Annotated in this window: 17 protein-coding genes; 4 read left to right on the top strand and 13 right to left on the bottom strand. The window is 64.7% G+C overall.

Annotated features, from left to right (window positions below):
- Nucleotides 1–195: 195 nt before the first annotated feature.
- The 8 genes from bioB to QCE83_RS00370 form a co-directional block, all read right to left on the bottom strand.
- Nucleotides 196–1,245 (bottom strand): biotin synthase BioB, encoded by a 1,050-nt coding sequence (bioB, locus tag QCE83_RS00335; RefSeq protein WP_309806983.1) that lies wholly within the window; start codon nt 1,243–1,245, stop codon nt 196–198.
- 4 nt (nt 1,246–1,249) lie between these two features.
- Complete coding sequence (gene bioD / locus QCE83_RS00340) at nt 1,250–1,951, bottom strand: dethiobiotin synthase (RefSeq protein WP_309806984.1); 702 nt, start codon at nt 1,949–1,951, stop codon at nt 1,250–1,252.
- Nucleotides 1,948–3,138 carry an 8-amino-7-oxononanoate synthase gene (bioF, locus tag QCE83_RS00345; protein ID WP_309806985.1) on the bottom strand — a complete coding sequence of 397 codons (1,191 nt, stop codon included), beginning with the start codon at nt 3,136–3,138 and terminating at the stop codon, nt 1,948–1,950. The genes bioD and bioF overlap by 4 nt, the downstream gene beginning before the upstream one ends.
- Nucleotides 3,135–4,442: an adenosylmethionine--8-amino-7-oxononanoate transaminase gene (locus QCE83_RS00350; protein WP_309806986.1), complete on the bottom strand. Its 1,308-nt coding sequence runs from the start codon at nt 4,440–4,442 to the stop codon at nt 3,135–3,137. The genes bioF and QCE83_RS00350 overlap by 4 nt, the downstream gene beginning before the upstream one ends.
- Nucleotides 4,443–4,749: 307 nt before the next feature.
- A complete protein-coding gene (locus QCE83_RS00355; RefSeq protein ID WP_309806987.1) occupies nt 4,750–6,006 on the bottom strand; it encodes an alpha/beta fold hydrolase in 1,257 nt (418 codons plus the stop codon).
- A 339-nt stretch (nt 6,007–6,345) separates the two neighbouring features.
- Complete coding sequence (locus QCE83_RS00360; protein ID WP_309806988.1) at nt 6,346–6,771, bottom strand: YchJ family protein; 426 nt, start codon at nt 6,769–6,771, stop codon at nt 6,346–6,348.
- Nucleotides 6,768–7,373, bottom strand: coding sequence for a glutathione S-transferase family protein (locus tag QCE83_RS00365; protein WP_309806989.1), 606 nt, complete (start codon nt 7,371–7,373; stop codon nt 6,768–6,770). The genes QCE83_RS00360 and QCE83_RS00365 overlap by 4 nt, the downstream gene beginning before the upstream one ends.
- 36 nt (nt 7,374–7,409) lie before the next feature.
- Nucleotides 7,410–8,087, bottom strand: a complete 678-nt coding sequence (locus QCE83_RS00370; protein WP_309806991.1) for an SDR family oxidoreductase — start codon at nt 8,085–8,087, stop codon at nt 7,410–7,412.
- A 179-nt stretch (nt 8,088–8,266) separates the two neighbouring features.
- Here QCE83_RS00370 and QCE83_RS00375 point away from each other — a divergent pair, with 179 nt between their 5' ends.
- Genes QCE83_RS00375 through QCE83_RS00385 form a run of 3 tightly spaced genes read left to right on the top strand, consistent with a single transcriptional unit; the run spans nt 8,267 to nt 9,196 of the window.
- On the top strand, nt 8,267–8,533 hold the full coding sequence (locus tag QCE83_RS00375; protein WP_309806992.1) for a hypothetical protein: 267 nt from the start codon (nt 8,267–8,269) through the stop codon (nt 8,531–8,533).
- Nucleotides 8,533–8,790 (top strand): hypothetical protein, encoded by a 258-nt coding sequence (locus QCE83_RS00380; RefSeq protein ID WP_309806993.1) that lies wholly within the window; start codon nt 8,533–8,535, stop codon nt 8,788–8,790. The genes QCE83_RS00375 and QCE83_RS00380 overlap by 1 nt, the downstream gene beginning before the upstream one ends.
- Nucleotides 8,777–9,196, top strand: coding sequence for a type II toxin-antitoxin system VapC family toxin (locus QCE83_RS00385; protein WP_309806994.1), 420 nt, complete (start codon nt 8,777–8,779; stop codon nt 9,194–9,196). The genes QCE83_RS00380 and QCE83_RS00385 overlap by 14 nt, the downstream gene beginning before the upstream one ends.
- A 51-nt stretch (nt 9,197–9,247) precedes the next feature.
- Here QCE83_RS00385 and QCE83_RS00390 read toward each other — a convergent pair whose 3' ends face one another.
- From QCE83_RS00390 to QCE83_RS00405, 4 genes are read right to left on the bottom strand one after another with little or no spacing between them, the layout of a single operon-like run.
- Complete coding sequence (locus QCE83_RS00390; protein ID WP_309806995.1) at nt 9,248–10,465, bottom strand: acetyl-CoA C-acetyltransferase; 1,218 nt, start codon at nt 10,463–10,465, stop codon at nt 9,248–9,250.
- On the bottom strand, nt 10,458–11,246 hold the full coding sequence (gene can, locus QCE83_RS00395) for a carbonate dehydratase (RefSeq protein ID WP_309806996.1): 789 nt from the start codon (nt 11,244–11,246) through the stop codon (nt 10,458–10,460). The genes QCE83_RS00390 and can overlap by 8 nt, the downstream gene beginning before the upstream one ends.
- A gap of 31 nt (nt 11,247–11,277) precedes the next feature.
- Nucleotides 11,278–13,080, bottom strand: coding sequence for a bifunctional isocitrate dehydrogenase kinase/phosphatase (gene aceK / locus QCE83_RS00400; RefSeq protein ID WP_309806997.1), 1,803 nt, complete (start codon nt 13,078–13,080; stop codon nt 11,278–11,280).
- Nucleotides 13,081–13,108: 28 nt separating this feature from the next.
- Complete coding sequence (locus QCE83_RS00405) at nt 13,109–13,531, bottom strand: MerR family DNA-binding transcriptional regulator (RefSeq protein ID WP_309806998.1); 423 nt, start codon at nt 13,529–13,531, stop codon at nt 13,109–13,111.
- Between the two features lie 104 nt (nt 13,532–13,635).
- Between QCE83_RS00405 and QCE83_RS00410 the strand changes: the two genes are divergently transcribed.
- Entirely contained in the window at nt 13,636–14,709 is a 1,074-nt protein-coding gene (locus QCE83_RS00410; protein ID WP_309806999.1) for an MBL fold metallo-hydrolase, read from the top strand.
- A 17-nt stretch (nt 14,710–14,726) separates the two neighbouring features.
- On the opposite strand, the gene QCE83_RS00415 is transcribed toward QCE83_RS00410, so the two are convergent.
- Entirely contained in the window at nt 14,727–16,322 is a 1,596-nt protein-coding gene (locus QCE83_RS00415; RefSeq protein WP_309807000.1) for an ABC transporter substrate-binding protein, read from the bottom strand.
- Nucleotides 16,323–16,482 lie beyond the last annotated feature (160 nt).

Here is a 16,482-nt window from a genome sequence, read left to right on the forward strand (position 1 = left end):
CAGCTTTTATCAGGAGGGATTTAACGCGATGAATCGGAATTCACTGAATGCGCCCCGCTCGGGGCGCGTTTTCGGAGATATGCATGGATGCGCTATCTACCCATGCCGAATCAGGAAATTCTCATTGCCGATGAGGGCGGGCCATGTATCAGCCCGCATCACCGTTATCGATGCAGGCACGGCGCTTAGTGCGCATTACTGCGCATGCACGGACATGCCGTCGCACGCATGCTTCTCTTGCGGCGCCGCCACCTCCCGATGTGCCTCCGCGCGCATGCCCAGTCGCTCGATCAGCTTGCGGTCGGCTTCCGCCTGCGGATTGCTCGTCGTCAGAAGCTGATCGCCGTAGAAGATCGAATTCGCGCCTGCTGCGAAGCACAGTGCCTGCAAGGCTTCGTCCATTTGTTCGCGGCCGGCGGAAAGGCGCACCATCGCCTTCGGCATCGTGATGCGCGCAACCGCGATCGTGCGCACGAACTCGAACGGATCCAGCGCTTCGGTGCCGGTGAGCGGCGTGCCCGCGACCTGCACGAGATTGTTGATCGGCACGGATTCCGGATACGGGCTCAGATTGGCGAGCTGCGAGATCAGCCCCGCGCGTTCGCGGCGCGATTCACCCATGCCCACGATGCCGCCGCAGCACACGTTGATGCCCGCGTCGCGCACGTGTTCGAGGGTATCGAGGCGGTCCTGATAGGTACGCGTGGAAATGATCTGGCCGTAGAACTCGGGCGACGTATCGAGGTTGTGGTTGTAGTAATCGAGGCCGGCGTCGCGCAGACCTTGCGCCTGATGCGCTTCCAGCATGCCGAGCGTCACGCAGGTTTCGAGGCCCATCGCCTTCACGCCGCGGATCATGTCCTTGATCGGTTCGAGATGGCGGTCCTTCGGATTGCGCCACGCGGCGCCCATGCAGAAACGCGTTGCGCCGTTGGACTTCGCGATTTCGGCCGACTTCAGCACCTCGTCGACATCCATCAGCTTCTCGGCCTTGAGGCCGGTGTCGTGATGCACCGACTGCGGGCAATAGGCGCAGTCTTCCTCGCAGCCGCCGGTCTTGATCGACAGCAGCGTGGACAGCTGCACGGCGTTCGGATCGAAGTGTTCGCGATGCACGGTCTGCGCGCGATACAGCAGGTCGTTGAACGGCAGGTCGTACAGCGCGACAACATCGGCGACGCGCCAGCGTTGCAGCGGTTGCGGAGTGAGCGTGGCGGTCGTCTCGGTGGCGGTGTGTTGGGTCATGAGATCAATCCTTGTGTTGAAGCGGGTGTGTCAGGGCGCTGATGTCGAGCGCAGCGGCGGCGCGGGCGGCATCGGCTGGCATGAGATGCGGAATCACGCCGAGCAGCGGCGCATGCAGGCGTTGTTTCAGCGTGGCGATGTTTTCGTCGGGGTAGAGCATGTCCGGGTCCACGCGGTTCGCGACCCAGCCGGCGAGCGTCAGGCCGCGCGCAACGATGGCTTCGGCGGTCAGCAGCGCATGGCTGATGCAGCCGAGCCGCATGCCGACGACGAGCACCACCGGCAGATTCAGCGCGACGGCGAGATCGGCGGTGTCATGCGTATCGTCGAGCGGCACCCGAAAGCCGCCGACGCCCTCCACCACGACGACATCCGCCTGCGTCAGCGCGAAGCGATGCGCCTCGACGATCCGCCCGATATCCAGCGCGATGCCTTCGCGCGCGGCGGCGATATGCGGCGCGATCGGCTCGCGCATCATGAACGGCGTGCGGATCTCGTTCGGCAACGCGACGTTCGCGGCGGCGTCCAGTTGATCGGCGTCTTCGTTGTGCAACACGCCGTCGCGCAGGACGGCGCCCGAAGCGATCGGCTTCATCGCGGCGGCGCGCAGTCCGGCGCGCGCGAAGCCGTGCAGCAGCGCGGCGGAGACGAGCGTCTTGCCGATCTCCGTGTCGGTTCCGGCGACGAAATAGGATAAGGCGGTCATAGCGTGGTCAAGGCGTGGTCGAGGCGCGCGACATCGTCCTCGCTGTGCGCGGCGGACAGTGAAATGCGTAGGCGCGAGGTGCCGGCGGGCACGGTCGGCGGACGGATCGCGGGCACCCAGAGACCGTGGCGGTCCAGCGCGGCGGCAAGCTCGAGGGTTTCGTCATTGCCGCCGATCACGAGCGGCTGAACGGCCGTATGGGAATCGACCGGCAGCCAGCGCGTGCGTGTCAGCATTGCGCGCGTGGTGTCGATGAGCGCGGCGAGATGCGCGCGGCGCGCGTCGCCTTCCTCGCCCGCGATGATCTTCACGCTCGCCGACACCGCATGCGCGACCGCCGGCGGCGACGCGGTCGTGAAGATGTACGGACGCGCGCGCTGCACGAGCCATTCGATCACCGTTTCGTGCGCGGCGACGAACGCGCCGGAGACGCCCGCCGCCTTGCCGAGCGTGCCGACATGGACGAGATGCGGCGAGCGGAGCGCGAGTGCCGCCAGCGCGCCGCGGCCTTGCGGGCCGAGCACGCCGAAGCCGTGCGCATCGTCGACGATGAGCCACGCGCCGTAGCGTTCCGCCAGCTCGACGAGACGCGCGAGCGGGGCGATGTCGCCGTCCATGCTGAACACGGTGTCGGTCACGATGAGCCGGGTCGCGGCTTCGTCGCGCGAGGCGTCGAGCATGGCGTCGAGCGCTTCCGTGTCGGCGTGCGGATAGATCTGTGTCTGCGCGCGCGCCAGCCGCACGCCGTCGATCAGCGACGCGTGGTTCAGCGCGTCCGAGAACACCAGCGTGCCGCGTCCGGCGAGCGCGGTGACGATCGCGAGATTGGCCATGTAGCCGGTGCTGAAGTACAGCGCGCGGGGATTGTCGACGAAGCCGCCCGAGAACTCGGCGAGCTCGTCCTCCAGGCGCGCGTGCGCCCGGGAGTGGCCGCCGAGCAGATGCGAGCCGCCGCTGCCCGCGCCATAGAGCGACGCGCCTTCCGCCAGCGCCGCCCGCAGCGCTTCATGCGCGGCGAGACCGAGATAGTCGTTGCTCGCAAATCCGATGATGTCGCGGCCATCCACGTTCAGATGCGCCGAGCACGCGCCGTCGATGATCTTGCGACGGCGCCGCAGACCGTGTGCGTCAATATCGGCGAGGCCTTGGTTCAGCGTGTGATAAAGCACCTGCGAGGTGTCCTTCATGCGGCCTCTCCGGCCAGCGTGGCTTCGAGCGTTTCGCGTGTGCGGCGTGCGAGCAGCAGCAACTCGTCATCGCTCAGGATGTACGGCGGCATCAGATAGACCGTCTTGCCGATCGGCCGCATCAGCAGTTCGCGCTGCAAGCCTTGCGCGAAGAAACGGCGCGAGAACGTGGGGTCGTTGGTGCTTACGTCGAATGCGAAGATCGTGCCGCGCTCGCGCAGTTTGCTCACGCGCGGATGCGCGGCGAGCGGCTGCAAGGCTTCGCGCAGCAGCGCCGACTTGCGGCGGTTCTCCGTCAATACGGCGTCGCGCTCGAACAGGTCCAGCGTCGCAAGTGCCGCGCGGCAGGCGAGCGGATTGCCCGTGTATGAATGCGAATGCAGGAAGCCGCGCGTGACGTCGTCGTCGTAGAAGGCGGCGTAGATCTCGTCGCGGGTCAGCACGATTGACAGCGGCAGGTAACCGCCGCTTATGCCCTTCGACAGGCAGATGAAATCCGGCCATATGCCGGCCTGCTCGCACGCGAAGAAAGTGCCGGTGCGGCCGCAGCCGACGGCGATTTCATCGGCGATCAGATGCACGTCGAAGGCGTTGCACAGCGCGCGCAGGCGCGTGAGATAGGACGCGTCGTACATCCCCATGCCGGCGGCGCACTGCACGAGCGGCTCGACGATCACCGCCGCCAGCTGCGGCGCGCGCTGCTCGAAGAGCGCGCGCATGGCGTCGAGCGCCGCGTCTTCGCCGACCGCCGCCGGCGACGCCACCACGTGCGCGTGGCGGATCAGCGGGTCGTAGGCGTCCTTGAAGAGAGCGACATCGGTCACGCCGAGCGCGCCGATGGTTTCGCCGTGATAGCTGTTCGCCAGACACGCGAACTCGCGTTTCTCGTCCCGGCCGCGATTGCGCCAGGCATGAAAGCTCATCTTCAGCGCGATCTCGACGGCCGAGGCGCCGTCCGATGCAAAGAAGGCGTGGCCGAGCGTGTGCTGCGTCAGCGCCGAGAGACGCTCGGCCAGTTCGATGGCGGGCTCATGCGTGCAGCCGGCGAGCATCGCGTGTTCGAGCGTGTCGAGTTGCTCCTTGAGCGCCCGGTTGATGTCGTCGTTCGCGTGGCCGAAGAGATTGACCCACCACGAACTGATCGCGTCGAGATAGCGCGTGCCCTGCGGATCGTAGAGCCACGCGCCCTTGCCGCGCGCGATCGGTACGAGCGGCACGCGCTCGTGATGTTTCATCTGGGTGCACGGATGCCACACGGCTGCGAGCGAGCGGGCAACCCAGTCCTGATTGGCTTCGATAGTCAAAAACAGCTCCAGGGCCCGCGCGCGCAGCGGGCCGGATACGTCGCGCAGGCGTCGGGCGCCTGCATGGCGGTTGAATGGCGGTTGAATTGCGGGGGAAACTGCGCCCGTCAATTATCGCTAAAAGCGCCGCCACCTTCCGTAATCGGAAGGTTTTTGGGCCGCGCAGCTGCGCGCAATGGAAATGCAAGAAAGCGCTATGGCCCGTAACTTCGCCGATATCGTCGCCTAAGCGGACGATCGGGCGCTGAAGATGTGAAAACGCCGGCACTGAGGCCGGCGTTCGAAAGACAGCAAAAGCAGTGGAGCTTCAGCGCGATGCGGTTTGCGTCTGGGCCTGCTGATCGTTCCAGACCACGCGGTTGTTCACCGCGTACAGCTTGCACGGGTCGGCGCTTTGCCGTTCGCAGCTTGCGATGGCCACGGCCATCGGGTCGTCGCCGCCTTCGGCCCACGACCACGCGCCGGAATCCGACACGGCGAACGCGCGGCTCGAGTACTGCGACAGGAAATTGCGATAGCCGGCACGGCCGTTTTCGTCGATGAACGGCACGGACTGCACCGAGTCGAGGTTGGCGAAGTCGCTGGCCTTCGGCATGCTCGGCTCCGACACCTGATACTGCACGGCGGTCGGCATGCCGATCTGCGTCAGGAAGGCCTTCACGCGCGGCCACCAGATCTGCACGCCGTCGCGGTCGCCGACCAGACGATGCGCGTCGTTCTTGTAGTTGCCGAAATCGATCAGGCTGGCGCGCGCGCCGTGCGACGTGAAGGCCGTGAACATCTGCGCCGAGAGATCGCCTTGCCAGACCGAGTCGTTGTCGCCGTAGAGCCACAGCGACGGCAGGCGCACGTTCTGGCCGTAGTCGCCGAACGCGCTGACGAGATTTTTCTGCCAGCCTTCGCATTCGTCCTGGCGCAGGCCACCGGAAAAGTTGATGAGGCCGCGCACGCCCGGGGCGGCGATGGCGTCGCGCGCGCCGTAGGCGATGGTCGTCAGGCCGCCGTGCGAGGTGCCCGCCACGACGATATGCGTCTTGTCGACATACGACTGCGCGCTCATGTAGGCGACTGTCGCGGCGACGTCCTCGGCTTGCGCGAAGCCGTTTGCTTCGACGTCGCAGCCATGGCCCGCGTAGGTGCCGTCCGAACCCGCGAAGCCGCGGCGGTTCGGCACGACCACGACATAGCCGTGACGCACGAATTCACGGGCCAGCGCGACCGGCCGGTTGCGCGGCTGCGCGTGCGAGTCGCCAGGAAGCTTGCCGTGATTGAAGACGATCATCGGGAACGGGCCCGCGCCGTCCGGCTTGAACACGGTGGTCTGGAGCGCGATGTCGGCTTCGGGGATGTCGATGACGGCTTCGTTCAGGCCGCTTGCGGCGGCGGGAAGGCCGGCATCGAGGGAATCGGGAATCTGCGGAAGCGCCTGGCCGAACGCGGGAGCCTGGAGACCTTCGGACTGACGCACCCCGCCGATGGGTTCGGCGCGCGCGCCGGATGTGACGAACGACGTCGCGAGCGAGCACACCACGCTGCATCCGACTAACCAGGTTCTGATCGCCATCCGTGAACTCCGACCGCACTTTCCAAAGAGACATTGATACGGCTTGGCCCCAACGTGCGTTTTGAAGTCACAAACCTGTCGCGCTGCTCTGCGTGAGCAGTATCGGTTGCGGTATCCGGGAGTCATGCCCTGAACAGGCATGACAAATGGCTTCAAAACAGGACTTCAGTACGGGGCTTCGCTGCGAGCGCCGGGCGCGAGAATGACTGCGCCCTGACCTGAGCAGATTAACTGTTCAAAATTGCGCTGCACAATAAGCGTTACCCCGTAACTGTTTAATCTGAAAGGATTATCAGGAAATAAATACCGTGGTATGGCGCACATTTCTTAAAGGCATATTTACTTTTCACTGACCTGGCCGTCGACGTAAATCCAGTCGCCGGCACTGTTCCGCTCGAAGCGGCTAGCCTCATGAAGACGATGCGCCCGGCCACCGGTCTTGTAGCGCGCGACGAACTCCACTTCCGCGTGCGCTTCGTCGATCTGCTGGTGGCGTCTGATCTGCAAGCCGAGCCAGCGGGTGTGGGTGGTGTCGGAGGCATCGAGGTCGGGCGGGCAGGTTGAAGCGGCCCAGGTCGCGCGCAGCCAGGCCGTGTTGCCGAGCACGTAGGCGGTGTAGCGCGAACGCATCAGTTCCAGTGCGGTGGCGGGCTTTTCTCCGCGTTCGATGAAGCGGCCGCAGCAGGTTTCGTAACGCGGCGCGGGCGCGTTCGATCGAGCATTTGGCGCCGCGCCGCCGCAGGGACATTCCACGGGGGCAATCATTCGACCCCCGGCATCGCGACGTAGCGCGGCTGCGCGCGCACGCGTTCAAGCCACGCGCGGATGGCCGGATAGCGCGACAGGTCCACGTTCGCTTCATCGGCGACATGCGTGTAGGCATAAAGCGCGATATCGGCGACCGTGTAGCGCTCGCCGACGAAGAACGTCCGCGTCGCGAGATGCTGTTCCATCACGTCGAGCGCGCGGTAGGAGCCGGCGATCCGGTCCGGAAGGCGCGCGTCGTCGGGCTGCTTCAGGAATTGCAGGATGAAGCGAGCGACCGCGATGTACGGCTCATGGCTGTATTGCTCGAAGAACATCCACTGCAAGGCCTGCGCGCGTTGCAGACGGTCATCGGGCAGGAGCGGCGTGCCATCGGCGAGATAGCACAGGATGGCGTTCGATTCGGACAGGATCGTGTGTTCGTCGATGACGAGCACCGGCACCTTGCCGTTCGGATTGAGCTTGCGAAACGCCTCGGTGCGGGTCGCGCCGTGCATCATGTCGACTTCATGCCAGACGTAGGGCAGGCCCAGTTGTTCGAGCGCGAGGCGCACCTTGTGGCAATTGCCGGACGGCGAGACGCCGTGTACTTGATAGGTCACGAGCGGGTTCCTTTCATTACCTTCGAATTCGTCTGATCACCACTCGAGCTTCGTGCCGTCGTACTGGACGAAGGTTCCGTTGAACTGATCGCGCATGGCGCCGGCTTCGGCGATCACGGCGCGCATGCCGGACACGCTGTGCGCGACGTCGATCGCCGCGCTCGATCCGCCCATCTCCGTGCGCACCCAGCCGGGATGCAGCGCGATGCAGGTCGAATGCCGCGATTCGAGCGACGCCGTCTTCAGTGCCGAATTGAGCGCCGCCTTGCTCGCGCGATACAGCCAGCCAGTCGTCCCGCTCGCCTCGCCGATGCTGCCCATCTTGCTCGACACGACCGCGAGCACGCCATGGGCGGCGTCGGTGAGCGGCAGGAGCACGGGGATCAACTGCATCGGGCCAAGGACGTTGGTGTGCATGACCTGATCGAAGTCGTCGGCGCTGATCGTCTCGACGCCTTCGCTGCGCGGTCCGTAGACGCCCGAGACGAGGATCGCGACATCGATGCGCTCTTCGTCGAGTTGCCACGCCAGCGCGCCGATCTGCTCGGGCTGGGTGACGTCGACGGAGAAGGTTTGCGCGCCGAGTGCGTCGAGGGCGGAGAGCGCGGCCTTGTCGCGGGCGGTGGCGAGTACGCGCCAGCCGTCGCGGCAATACTCGCGCGCGAATTCGTGGCCGAGGCCGCGGGAAGCGCCGACGATCAGGACGGTTTTCATGGGCGAAGTTTTCCTTGGAGAGTTGATTTTCGGAATATAGCGCGTGAGAAGCGCTTGCGCTTCGGCTAGGATGCGTCGGGGGATGAACGGGGCGGAACCTGGCCGTTCGGATGACTAGTCATGCTGATTGATTTCGCGAAAGATGAATCGTCCGGGGCCGCTTTGGAAGGAGGAAGGTGATGGATAGAGTGGAATTCAAGGTTGTGAAGAGTGAGTGGCCGGCTCACATCAGGAAGGAATGGGTCGAGGAGTTGCGCGCGGAGGTCAAAGCCGAGCGCGAAGCGCTGGCATTGGCTCGGAAAATTCTGGGCAAGGAGGATCCGCCGGATCTGAATGAGCGCTTCATCGACCATCTCATGAATTTTCCCGAGATCGATTGTGAAGACGACATCTTCGCGCGGTATCCGAATGAACTGTCCGTGGTTGCCACGGAAGGAGGAAAGTAATGGATAGAGTGGAATTCAAGGTTGTGCAGCATGAGTGGCCGTCCTGGCTCAGCAAGGAATGGGTTGAGGAACTTCGCGAGCGCGGGAAGGCAAGGCGTGAAGCGCTGGCATTGGCTCGGAAAATTCTGGGAAAGGAGGATCCGCCGGATCTGAACGCGCGCTTCATCGACGCGCTGTTGAATTTTCCCGAGATCGATTGTGAGGACGACATCTTTGCAAGACATCCCGGCCGGGGAGACTCGGATGTATCTGGCTGACACGAACGTCATCAGTGAGACCAGACGACTGCATCGCGCGAACAAAGGCGTTCGCGCGTTCTTCCGGCAGGCCAAGGTGGACCGCCGCGACATTCACTTGTCGTCCATTACTGTTGGAGAGCTTCGCCGCGGCGTCGAGCAGCTTCGTCGGCGCCGCGACGCTGCACAGGCCGAGAGAATTGAAGCTTGGTTGAAGGGCGTTCTGGCCGAGTACGACGGCAAGATTCTGCCGGTCGACAGGCGGATTGGTGAACTGTGGGGCACGCTTCGCGCACCGCACCCCGAGCCCGCGCTGGACAAGCTCATTGCGGCCACGGCCATTACTCACGGCCTCACCGTCGTCACACGCAACGTCCGGGACTTCGAGCGAACGGGCGTCGAGATGATCAACCCCTTCGACGACTGACGCGACCGCGGCCGGTCCGGCCCCCACTCCAACCAGACCGGCCCGCGACACTCAAACCATCTCCACGCCCATCGCCGTCGCTTCCCCGCCGCCGATGCACAGACTCGCCACCCCGCGCTTCAACCCGCGCGCCTTCAACGCGCCGAGCAGCGTCACCAGAATCCGCGCCCCGGACGCACCGATCGGATGCCCGAGCGCACACGCTCCGCCATTCACATTCACCTTGTCGTGCGGCAGATCGTGCTCGCGCATCGCGGCCATCGTCACCACGGCAAAGGCTTCGTTGATCTCATAAAGATCCACGTCCCCCGCGCGCCAGCCGTTCTTCTCGAACAGCGCGCGAATGGCCCCGACGGGCGCCGTCGTGAACAGCGCCGGCTGTTGCGCGAACGTGCTGTGCCCGACGACCCGCGCGAGCGGCGTGACGCCCAGCCGCTTCGCCGTCGATTCACGCATCATCACGAGCGCCGCCGCGCCATCCGAGATCGACGACGAATTGGCCGCCGTCACCGTGCCGTCCTTCGCGAACGCCGGCTTGAGCGACGGGATCTTCTCCACGTTCGCCTTGAACGGCTGCTCGTCGCGCTCGATCACCACGTCGCCCTTCCTGCCCTGCACCGTCACCGGCGCGATCTCCCAGCCGAACGAACCGTCTTCGTTCGCCCGCCGCGCGCGGCTCAGCGACTCGATCGCGAACGCATCCTGTGACTCGCGCGAGAACGCATACGACGACGCACATTGCTCCGCGAAGGTGCCCATCAGGCGGCCTTTCTCATACGCGTCCTCGAGTCCGTCGAGGAACATGTGATCCAGCACCTGGCCGTGTCCCATGCGCATGCCGCCGCGCGCCTTCGGCAGCAGATAGGGCGCGTTGGTCATGCTCTCCATCCCGCCCGCGACGATTACCTCGGCCGAGCCCGCCAGCAGCATGTCGTGCGCGAACATCGCGGCGCGCATGCCCGAGCCGCACATCTTGTTGATGGTCGTGCAGCCGGTGGCGAGCGGCAGGCCGGCGCCGAGCGTCGCCTGGCGCGCGGGCGCCTGTCCCTGTCCGGCGGGCAGCACGCAGCCCATGATCGCTTCCTGGATCTGCTCGGGGGCGATGCCGGCACGCTCGCGCGCCGCGGCGATCGCCGCCGCGCCCAGCTGCGCCGCCGTCAGCGACGCGAATTCGCCCTGAAACGCGGCCATCGGCGTACGCGCCGCTGCCACGATGACGACCGGATCAACTACCGGATCGACTGCCGGATCCCTGCGTGTCTCACTCATGTTTAAGCTCCTTGATGACGCCTTGAATGACGGCGGGAACGTCGCCCAGACGCGCGGCCTGCGCCGCATCGGACGCGAGGACGTCGTTCTCCGCGGAATGCGCGCCGCTGCGGCTCATCGCGGCGATGCACGACTGATACACCGGATCGACCTCGGCCGGCGCGCTGATCATCATGCCCATGTTGCGCAGCCGGCCGTCGTGCACGCCGTAGGTCCAGCCATGCACGGTGAGCGTCTGGCCGCGCGCCCATGCATCGCCGACGATGGTCGTGCGGCACACGTTGATGGCCTGCTCGATCGTGTTCAATTCCACCAGCCGGCGATGCCGCGCCTCGCCCATCGGCCATTCGTCGAGCAGCGCGGCGTGTTTCTCGCGCACGTCCTCGACGTGACGCAGCCAGTTGTCGGCGAGGCCCACGCGCCGGCCCACCAGCGCCGCGCCCACGCCCGAGCAGCCGTAGTGGCCGACGACCATGATGTGCTTCACCTTCAGCACGTCGACGGCGAACTGGATCACCGACAGGGCATTGAGATCCGAGTGCACCACCACGTTCGCGATGTTCCGGTGCACGAACACCTCGCCCGGCGGCAAGCCGATGATCTGGTTGGCCGGCACGCGCGAGTCCGAGCAGCCGATCCACAGATACTCGGGCGCCTGCTGGTGCGCGAGGCGCTGGAAGAACTCGGCGTCTTCGGCCAGCTTGCGCTCGACCCAGTTCTGGTTGTTCGAGAACAGATGGGCGAGGGGATTGGAAGCGTCGTGGTCGTCAGTGTGATTCATGTTCGATAGTCGATGCAGGGATGCGCGGCCGTCAGGCGCCGGGCGCATCCGTTCGACCGGATGTGCCGAACCGTTCCGGATAGCGGACGCAGAAGCGGACATCCCGGTCATAGGGAAAAAAGTCGGCGAGTTCGCCGCGCAGCAACTGGTCCTTGTGACGCTGCCAGAGCGCGGGATCGAAGAAATCCGCGTGATGGCGCATGAACGCTGCGCGCACGCGCGGATCGCCGAGCAGAAACGTGCCGTACGTCTCAGGAAAGATGTCGTGCGGCCCGACGGTATACCACGGTTCGCCGGACAGCTCGTCTTCCTCGTGGCGCGGCGGCGGCACGCGGCGGACGTTGCAGTCGGTCAGATACTCGATTTCATCGTAGTCGTAGAACACCACGCGGCCATGACGCGTCACGCCGAAATTCTTGTACAGCATGTCGCCGGGGAAGATGTTCGCCTGGATCAGCTGCTTGATCGCGTCGCCGTATTCCTTGATGCCGTGTTCGATCGCTTCGTCGCTGCCGTTCTGCAGGAACAGGTTGAGCGGCACCATGCGGCGCTCGATATACACATGGCGGATCACCAGGTTGTTCCCTTCGACTTCGATCATCGACGGCGCGTCGCGCTCCAGTTCGCGGATCAGCGCGTCGTCGAGGCGCGCGAGCGGCAGCGCGACGCTCGAATATTCGAGCGTGTCGGCCATGCGGCCGAGGCGATCGTGCCGTTTCACGAGCTGATAACGGTCCTGGATTTTCTCGCGCGTGGTTTCCTTCGGCGGCGGGAACGCGTCCTTGATGAGCTTGAACACATACGGAAACGAGGGCAGCGTGAAGACGATCATCACAAGCCCCTTGATGCCGGGCGCGATGATGAAGCGGTCGCTCGAATGCGACAGATGGTGCAGCAGGTCGCGATAGAAATCGTTCTTTCCCTGCTTCTGCAAGCCGACCGACGTATAGATCTCGGCCTTCGGCTTGCGCGGCATGATGGTGCTCAGGAACTGCACGAACGCGGACGGCACTTCCATGTCCACCAGAAAATACGAGTGCGAGAAGCTGAAAATGATCAGCACCTGCTCGGGCGACAGCAGCACGGTATCGAGCGCGAGCCGCCCCGGATGCGCATGACGGATGGCGATGGTGAACGGCAGCAGCGCATCGCCGTTGATGATGCGGCCGACGATATACGCGGCCTTGTTGCGGAAGAACAGCGACGACAGCACGTGAATCTGGAAGTTCGGCGCAGGCGTGAGCGTGCCGAATGCGTCGCGCAGCGCCGCCAGGATGCATTGCACGTCGCGCGTCAGGTCCTCGAACGGCGTCTCCAGCTGGAAGTTCGTGACGATGCGTTCAAGTGTCCCGGCAAGCCCGTCCTTCTCCGGGTAATACGCGCGATACGTGGGCTTCGCGGCGGGCTCGTCGTTCTCGATGTATTCGGTCGAGATTGCGGGCCGCACGAAGATGAAATCGTTGTTGAAGTACGAGCGATGCAGGATCTTGCAGCACACCGAGTTGAAGAAGGTCTCGGCGCACTCGGGCTGACGGTGCGTCGTCAACAGGCCGATGTAGTGCAGCTTGATCTGCTGCCAGACGTCGTCGTCGATGTTCTCGGCGTCGTATTCGTCTTCGAGCCGCATCACGCATTCCGCCACGCGCTCGTCGTAGGACGCGATGCGATCGCGCGCCAACTGCTGCAAGGCCGGCCAGTCGCCGCGCTCGAACAGCGGCTTGGCGCGGATGGCGGCGTCGCGGAACACGCGGTAATGGCGATCGAATCCTTCGAGCATCGTCTGCGCGACGTCGAAGCCTATTTGCGACGAGAGCAGCTTGGGGAAGTGATTCATGCCGGCCTGCGCCTCCGATGAGATCAGCTCATGCCGCCCTGGGCTTGCGCGGACGCTTTTCCGCGCCCGCCGTGAGCAGCGCGCGGCCCTGTTCTTCGTAGGCGGCGAGTTCGGCCAGCGTCGTGTTCAGGTCTTCCAGCTGACGTTCGAGCACTTCCCGGTGCGCGGCGATGGTATCGACGAAAGCCTGCAACTGCGTGTTCGTGCCGGTGGGCGAGTCGTACAGATCGAGCAGCGTGCGGATTTCCGAGAGCGTGAAGCCGAGGCGCTTGCCGCGCAACGTGAGCTTCAGCCGCGTGCGGTCGCGCGGCGAATACACGCGCCGCAAGCCGTTCGATCCCGCGCGCTGCGGTGCGAGCAAGCCCTGATCTTCGTAGAAGCGAATGGCGCGCGGCGTGACGTCGAACTCGCGCGCCAGGTCGGTGATGGTGTAGTGCGTCGGTTGAGTCATCGCGGCCGGCAGCGCAAAAGCGCACGCAACGTTAGAATGGACGTTTACGTTATCGTCAACTTCGCCAGATTGCAACGCGGCGCAAACCCGGAGGCAAGGACCGAATGAACGCACTCGAAAGCCAGCTCGACTATGTTTTTGCGGACGAATTGCCGGAGGCCGGCGGCGTCAAGGAAGTCGCGCCGGGTGTGTTCTGGCTGCGCATGCCGTTGCCGTTCGCGCTCGATCACATCAATCTCTGGCTGCTGCGTGACGAGATCGACGGCGAGCAGGGCTGGACCGTGGTCGATTGCGGGATTTCGAACGAGACCATTCGCGCGAACTGGGAACGGGTGTTCGATACCGTGCTCGATGGCCTGCCGGTGCTGCGCGTGATCGTCACGCACTGTCATCCGGATCATCTCGGTCTCGCCGACTGGATCTGCAAGGGTGGCGACAGGCAGCGCTGGAACGTGCGCTTGTGGATTTCGCTCGGCGAGTACGCGATGGGCCGCGTGATGGCCGCGGGCGACGGCTCGAATGCGGGCGGCGAGCGCGCGGCAGCGCATTTTGCGGCGCACGGCCTGACCGACGAAGCCTCGCTCGACGCGCTGCGCAAGCGCGACAGCTACTATCCGACGCTGGTGCCTTCCATTCCGCATGAATACCGGCGCATTCGCGACAACGATGTCATCCGCATCGGCGGGCGCGACTGGACGGTGGTGGCGGGCTTCGGCCATTCGCCCGAACATAGCGCGCTGTTCTGCGCGGCGGACAAGCTGCTTATTTCAGGCGACATGGTGTTGCCGCGCATCTCGACGAACGTCTCCGTGTTTGCACTGGAACCGGAAAGCAACCCGCTGGCGTTGTTTCTGGAATCGCTTGACCGCTACGAGCCGATGCCCGCGGAGACGCTCGCGCTGCCGTCACACGGCAAGCCGTTTCGGGGCGTGCGGACGCGCATCGGGCAACTGCGCGACCATCATCGCGCGCGGCTGGCGGAAGTGCGCGAGGCGTGCACGGAGAAGCCATGCAGCGCCGCCGATATCGTGCCGATCATGTTCAAGCGCAAGCTCGACATTCATCAGATGACGTTCGCGCTCGGCGAGGCGCTTGCGCACCTGCATGTACTGTGGCTCGACGGAACGCTCAAGCGCCAGACCGGCGGCGACGGTGTGATCCGCTTCGCGCCGGCCTGACTTTAACGGCGCCTGGCTTACTGCACCGACACGCCGCCCAGGTTCAGCCGCCCGAACGGGCTCACGTTGAAGCCGCTGACGTTGGCGCGCGTGAGTGCGGCGGCGGTCGGATAGACGAGCGGAATCCACAGCGCCTGGTCGTGAATGATCTTCTGCGCGCCGTCGTATGACTGCGTGCGCTTGGCGATATCCGGCGTTGCCTTGCCGTCGGCGATGAGCTTGTCGAGTTGCGGGTCGCAGTAACGCGCGAAGTTGATGCCGGACTTCACCGCGTTGCAGCTGAACAGCGGCGACAGATAGTTGTCGGGGTCGCCGTTGTCGCCTGCCCAGCCCATGAAGAGCATGTCGTGCTGGCCGAGCTTCGCCGAGCGGATCAACTCGCCCCATTCGATCACCTTCACCTGCGCCTTCACGCCGATCTTCGCCAGGTCCGCCTGCAGCAACTCGGCGCCGACCTTCGGATTCGGGTTCAGCACGCTGCCGTTCGGACGCACCCAGATGGTCGTGTCGAAGCCGTTCGGAAAGCCCGCGTCGGCGAGCAGCTTCTTCGCGGCATCGGGCGAGTATTTGTAGGCGGCGATGTTCTTGTCGTAGCTCCACGTGTTCGGCGGATACGGATTCACTGCGGCCGTGCCGGTGTTGTCGAACACGGTCTTCATGTAGGTCGTGCGATCGAACGCCATGTTGATCGCCTGCCGCACCTTGGGATTGTCGAGCGGCTTCTTCTCCGTATTGAGCGCGACGAAAGCGGTCATGAAGGCTGGCGTTTCGCTCACTTTCAGCGCGTGGTCCTTCTTCGCGTCGGTGACGTCCTGTGGCTTCGGCGAGAGCGCGATCTGGCATTCGCCCGCCTTGATCTTCTGCGCGCGCACGGCGGCGTCCGGCGTGATCGCGTAGATCAGCCGGTCGATCTTCGGCTTCGGTCCCCAGTAGGCCGGGTTCACGTCGTAACGGATCACCGAGTCCTTCGTATAGCTCTTCAGCGCGAACGGACCGGTGCCCACCGGCTTGCTGTTCAGGTCGGTCTGCTGGTTCGCCTTCAGCAGCTTGTCGGCGTATTCGGCCGAATAGATGGAGGCGAAGCCCATCGTGAGAATCGGCACGAAGGTGGCGTTGGGCTCGTTGAGCTCGAATTTCACGGTGTGGTCATCGACCTTCGTCACGGCCTTGATGAGCTTCACGAGACCCATCGACTGTGCGTGCGGAAAGCCGCTTGCGCCCGCGACCTTGTGCCACGGATTGCCGTCGTCGAGCATGCGCGAGAAGGTGAACACGACGTCGTCGGCGTCGAGCGCCCGCGTCGGCTTGAACCACTCAGTCGTCTGGAACTGCACGTTCGGACGCAGATGGAAGGTGTACGTGAGGCCGTCGCTGCTCACGTCCCACTTCTCGGCGAGCGCGGGCGCGACTTTCTTCGCGGCTTCGTCGTAGGCGACGAGCGTGTTGAAGACGACATCGGCGGACGCGTTGGTGGTCACGAGCGAATTGAACTGCACGACGTCGAAGCCGTCAGGGCTCGCTTCGGTGCAGACGGTGAGCGGCTTCGACAGCGCGATGCCCGGCGCGGCGAGCAGGATGGCCGCAGTGGCGGCGGCGACGAGTGTCAGGCGCATGAGATCTCCCGTGACCCGATGGTCACACGGCGTTTCGTTCTTGTTGGCGGATCAGGTCCGATGACGGTCGGCAGGTGCAGCAAGCAGCGCGCCCGGCGCGGCCAGCATAGCGAATGCTCGTTGCACCGACAACGATTCGATCCGCATACGCATATTCCTG

The sequence above is a fragment of the Caballeronia sp. LZ034LL genome (assembly GCF_031451215.1).
GTDB lineage: Bacteria > Pseudomonadota > Gammaproteobacteria > Burkholderiales > Burkholderiaceae > Caballeronia.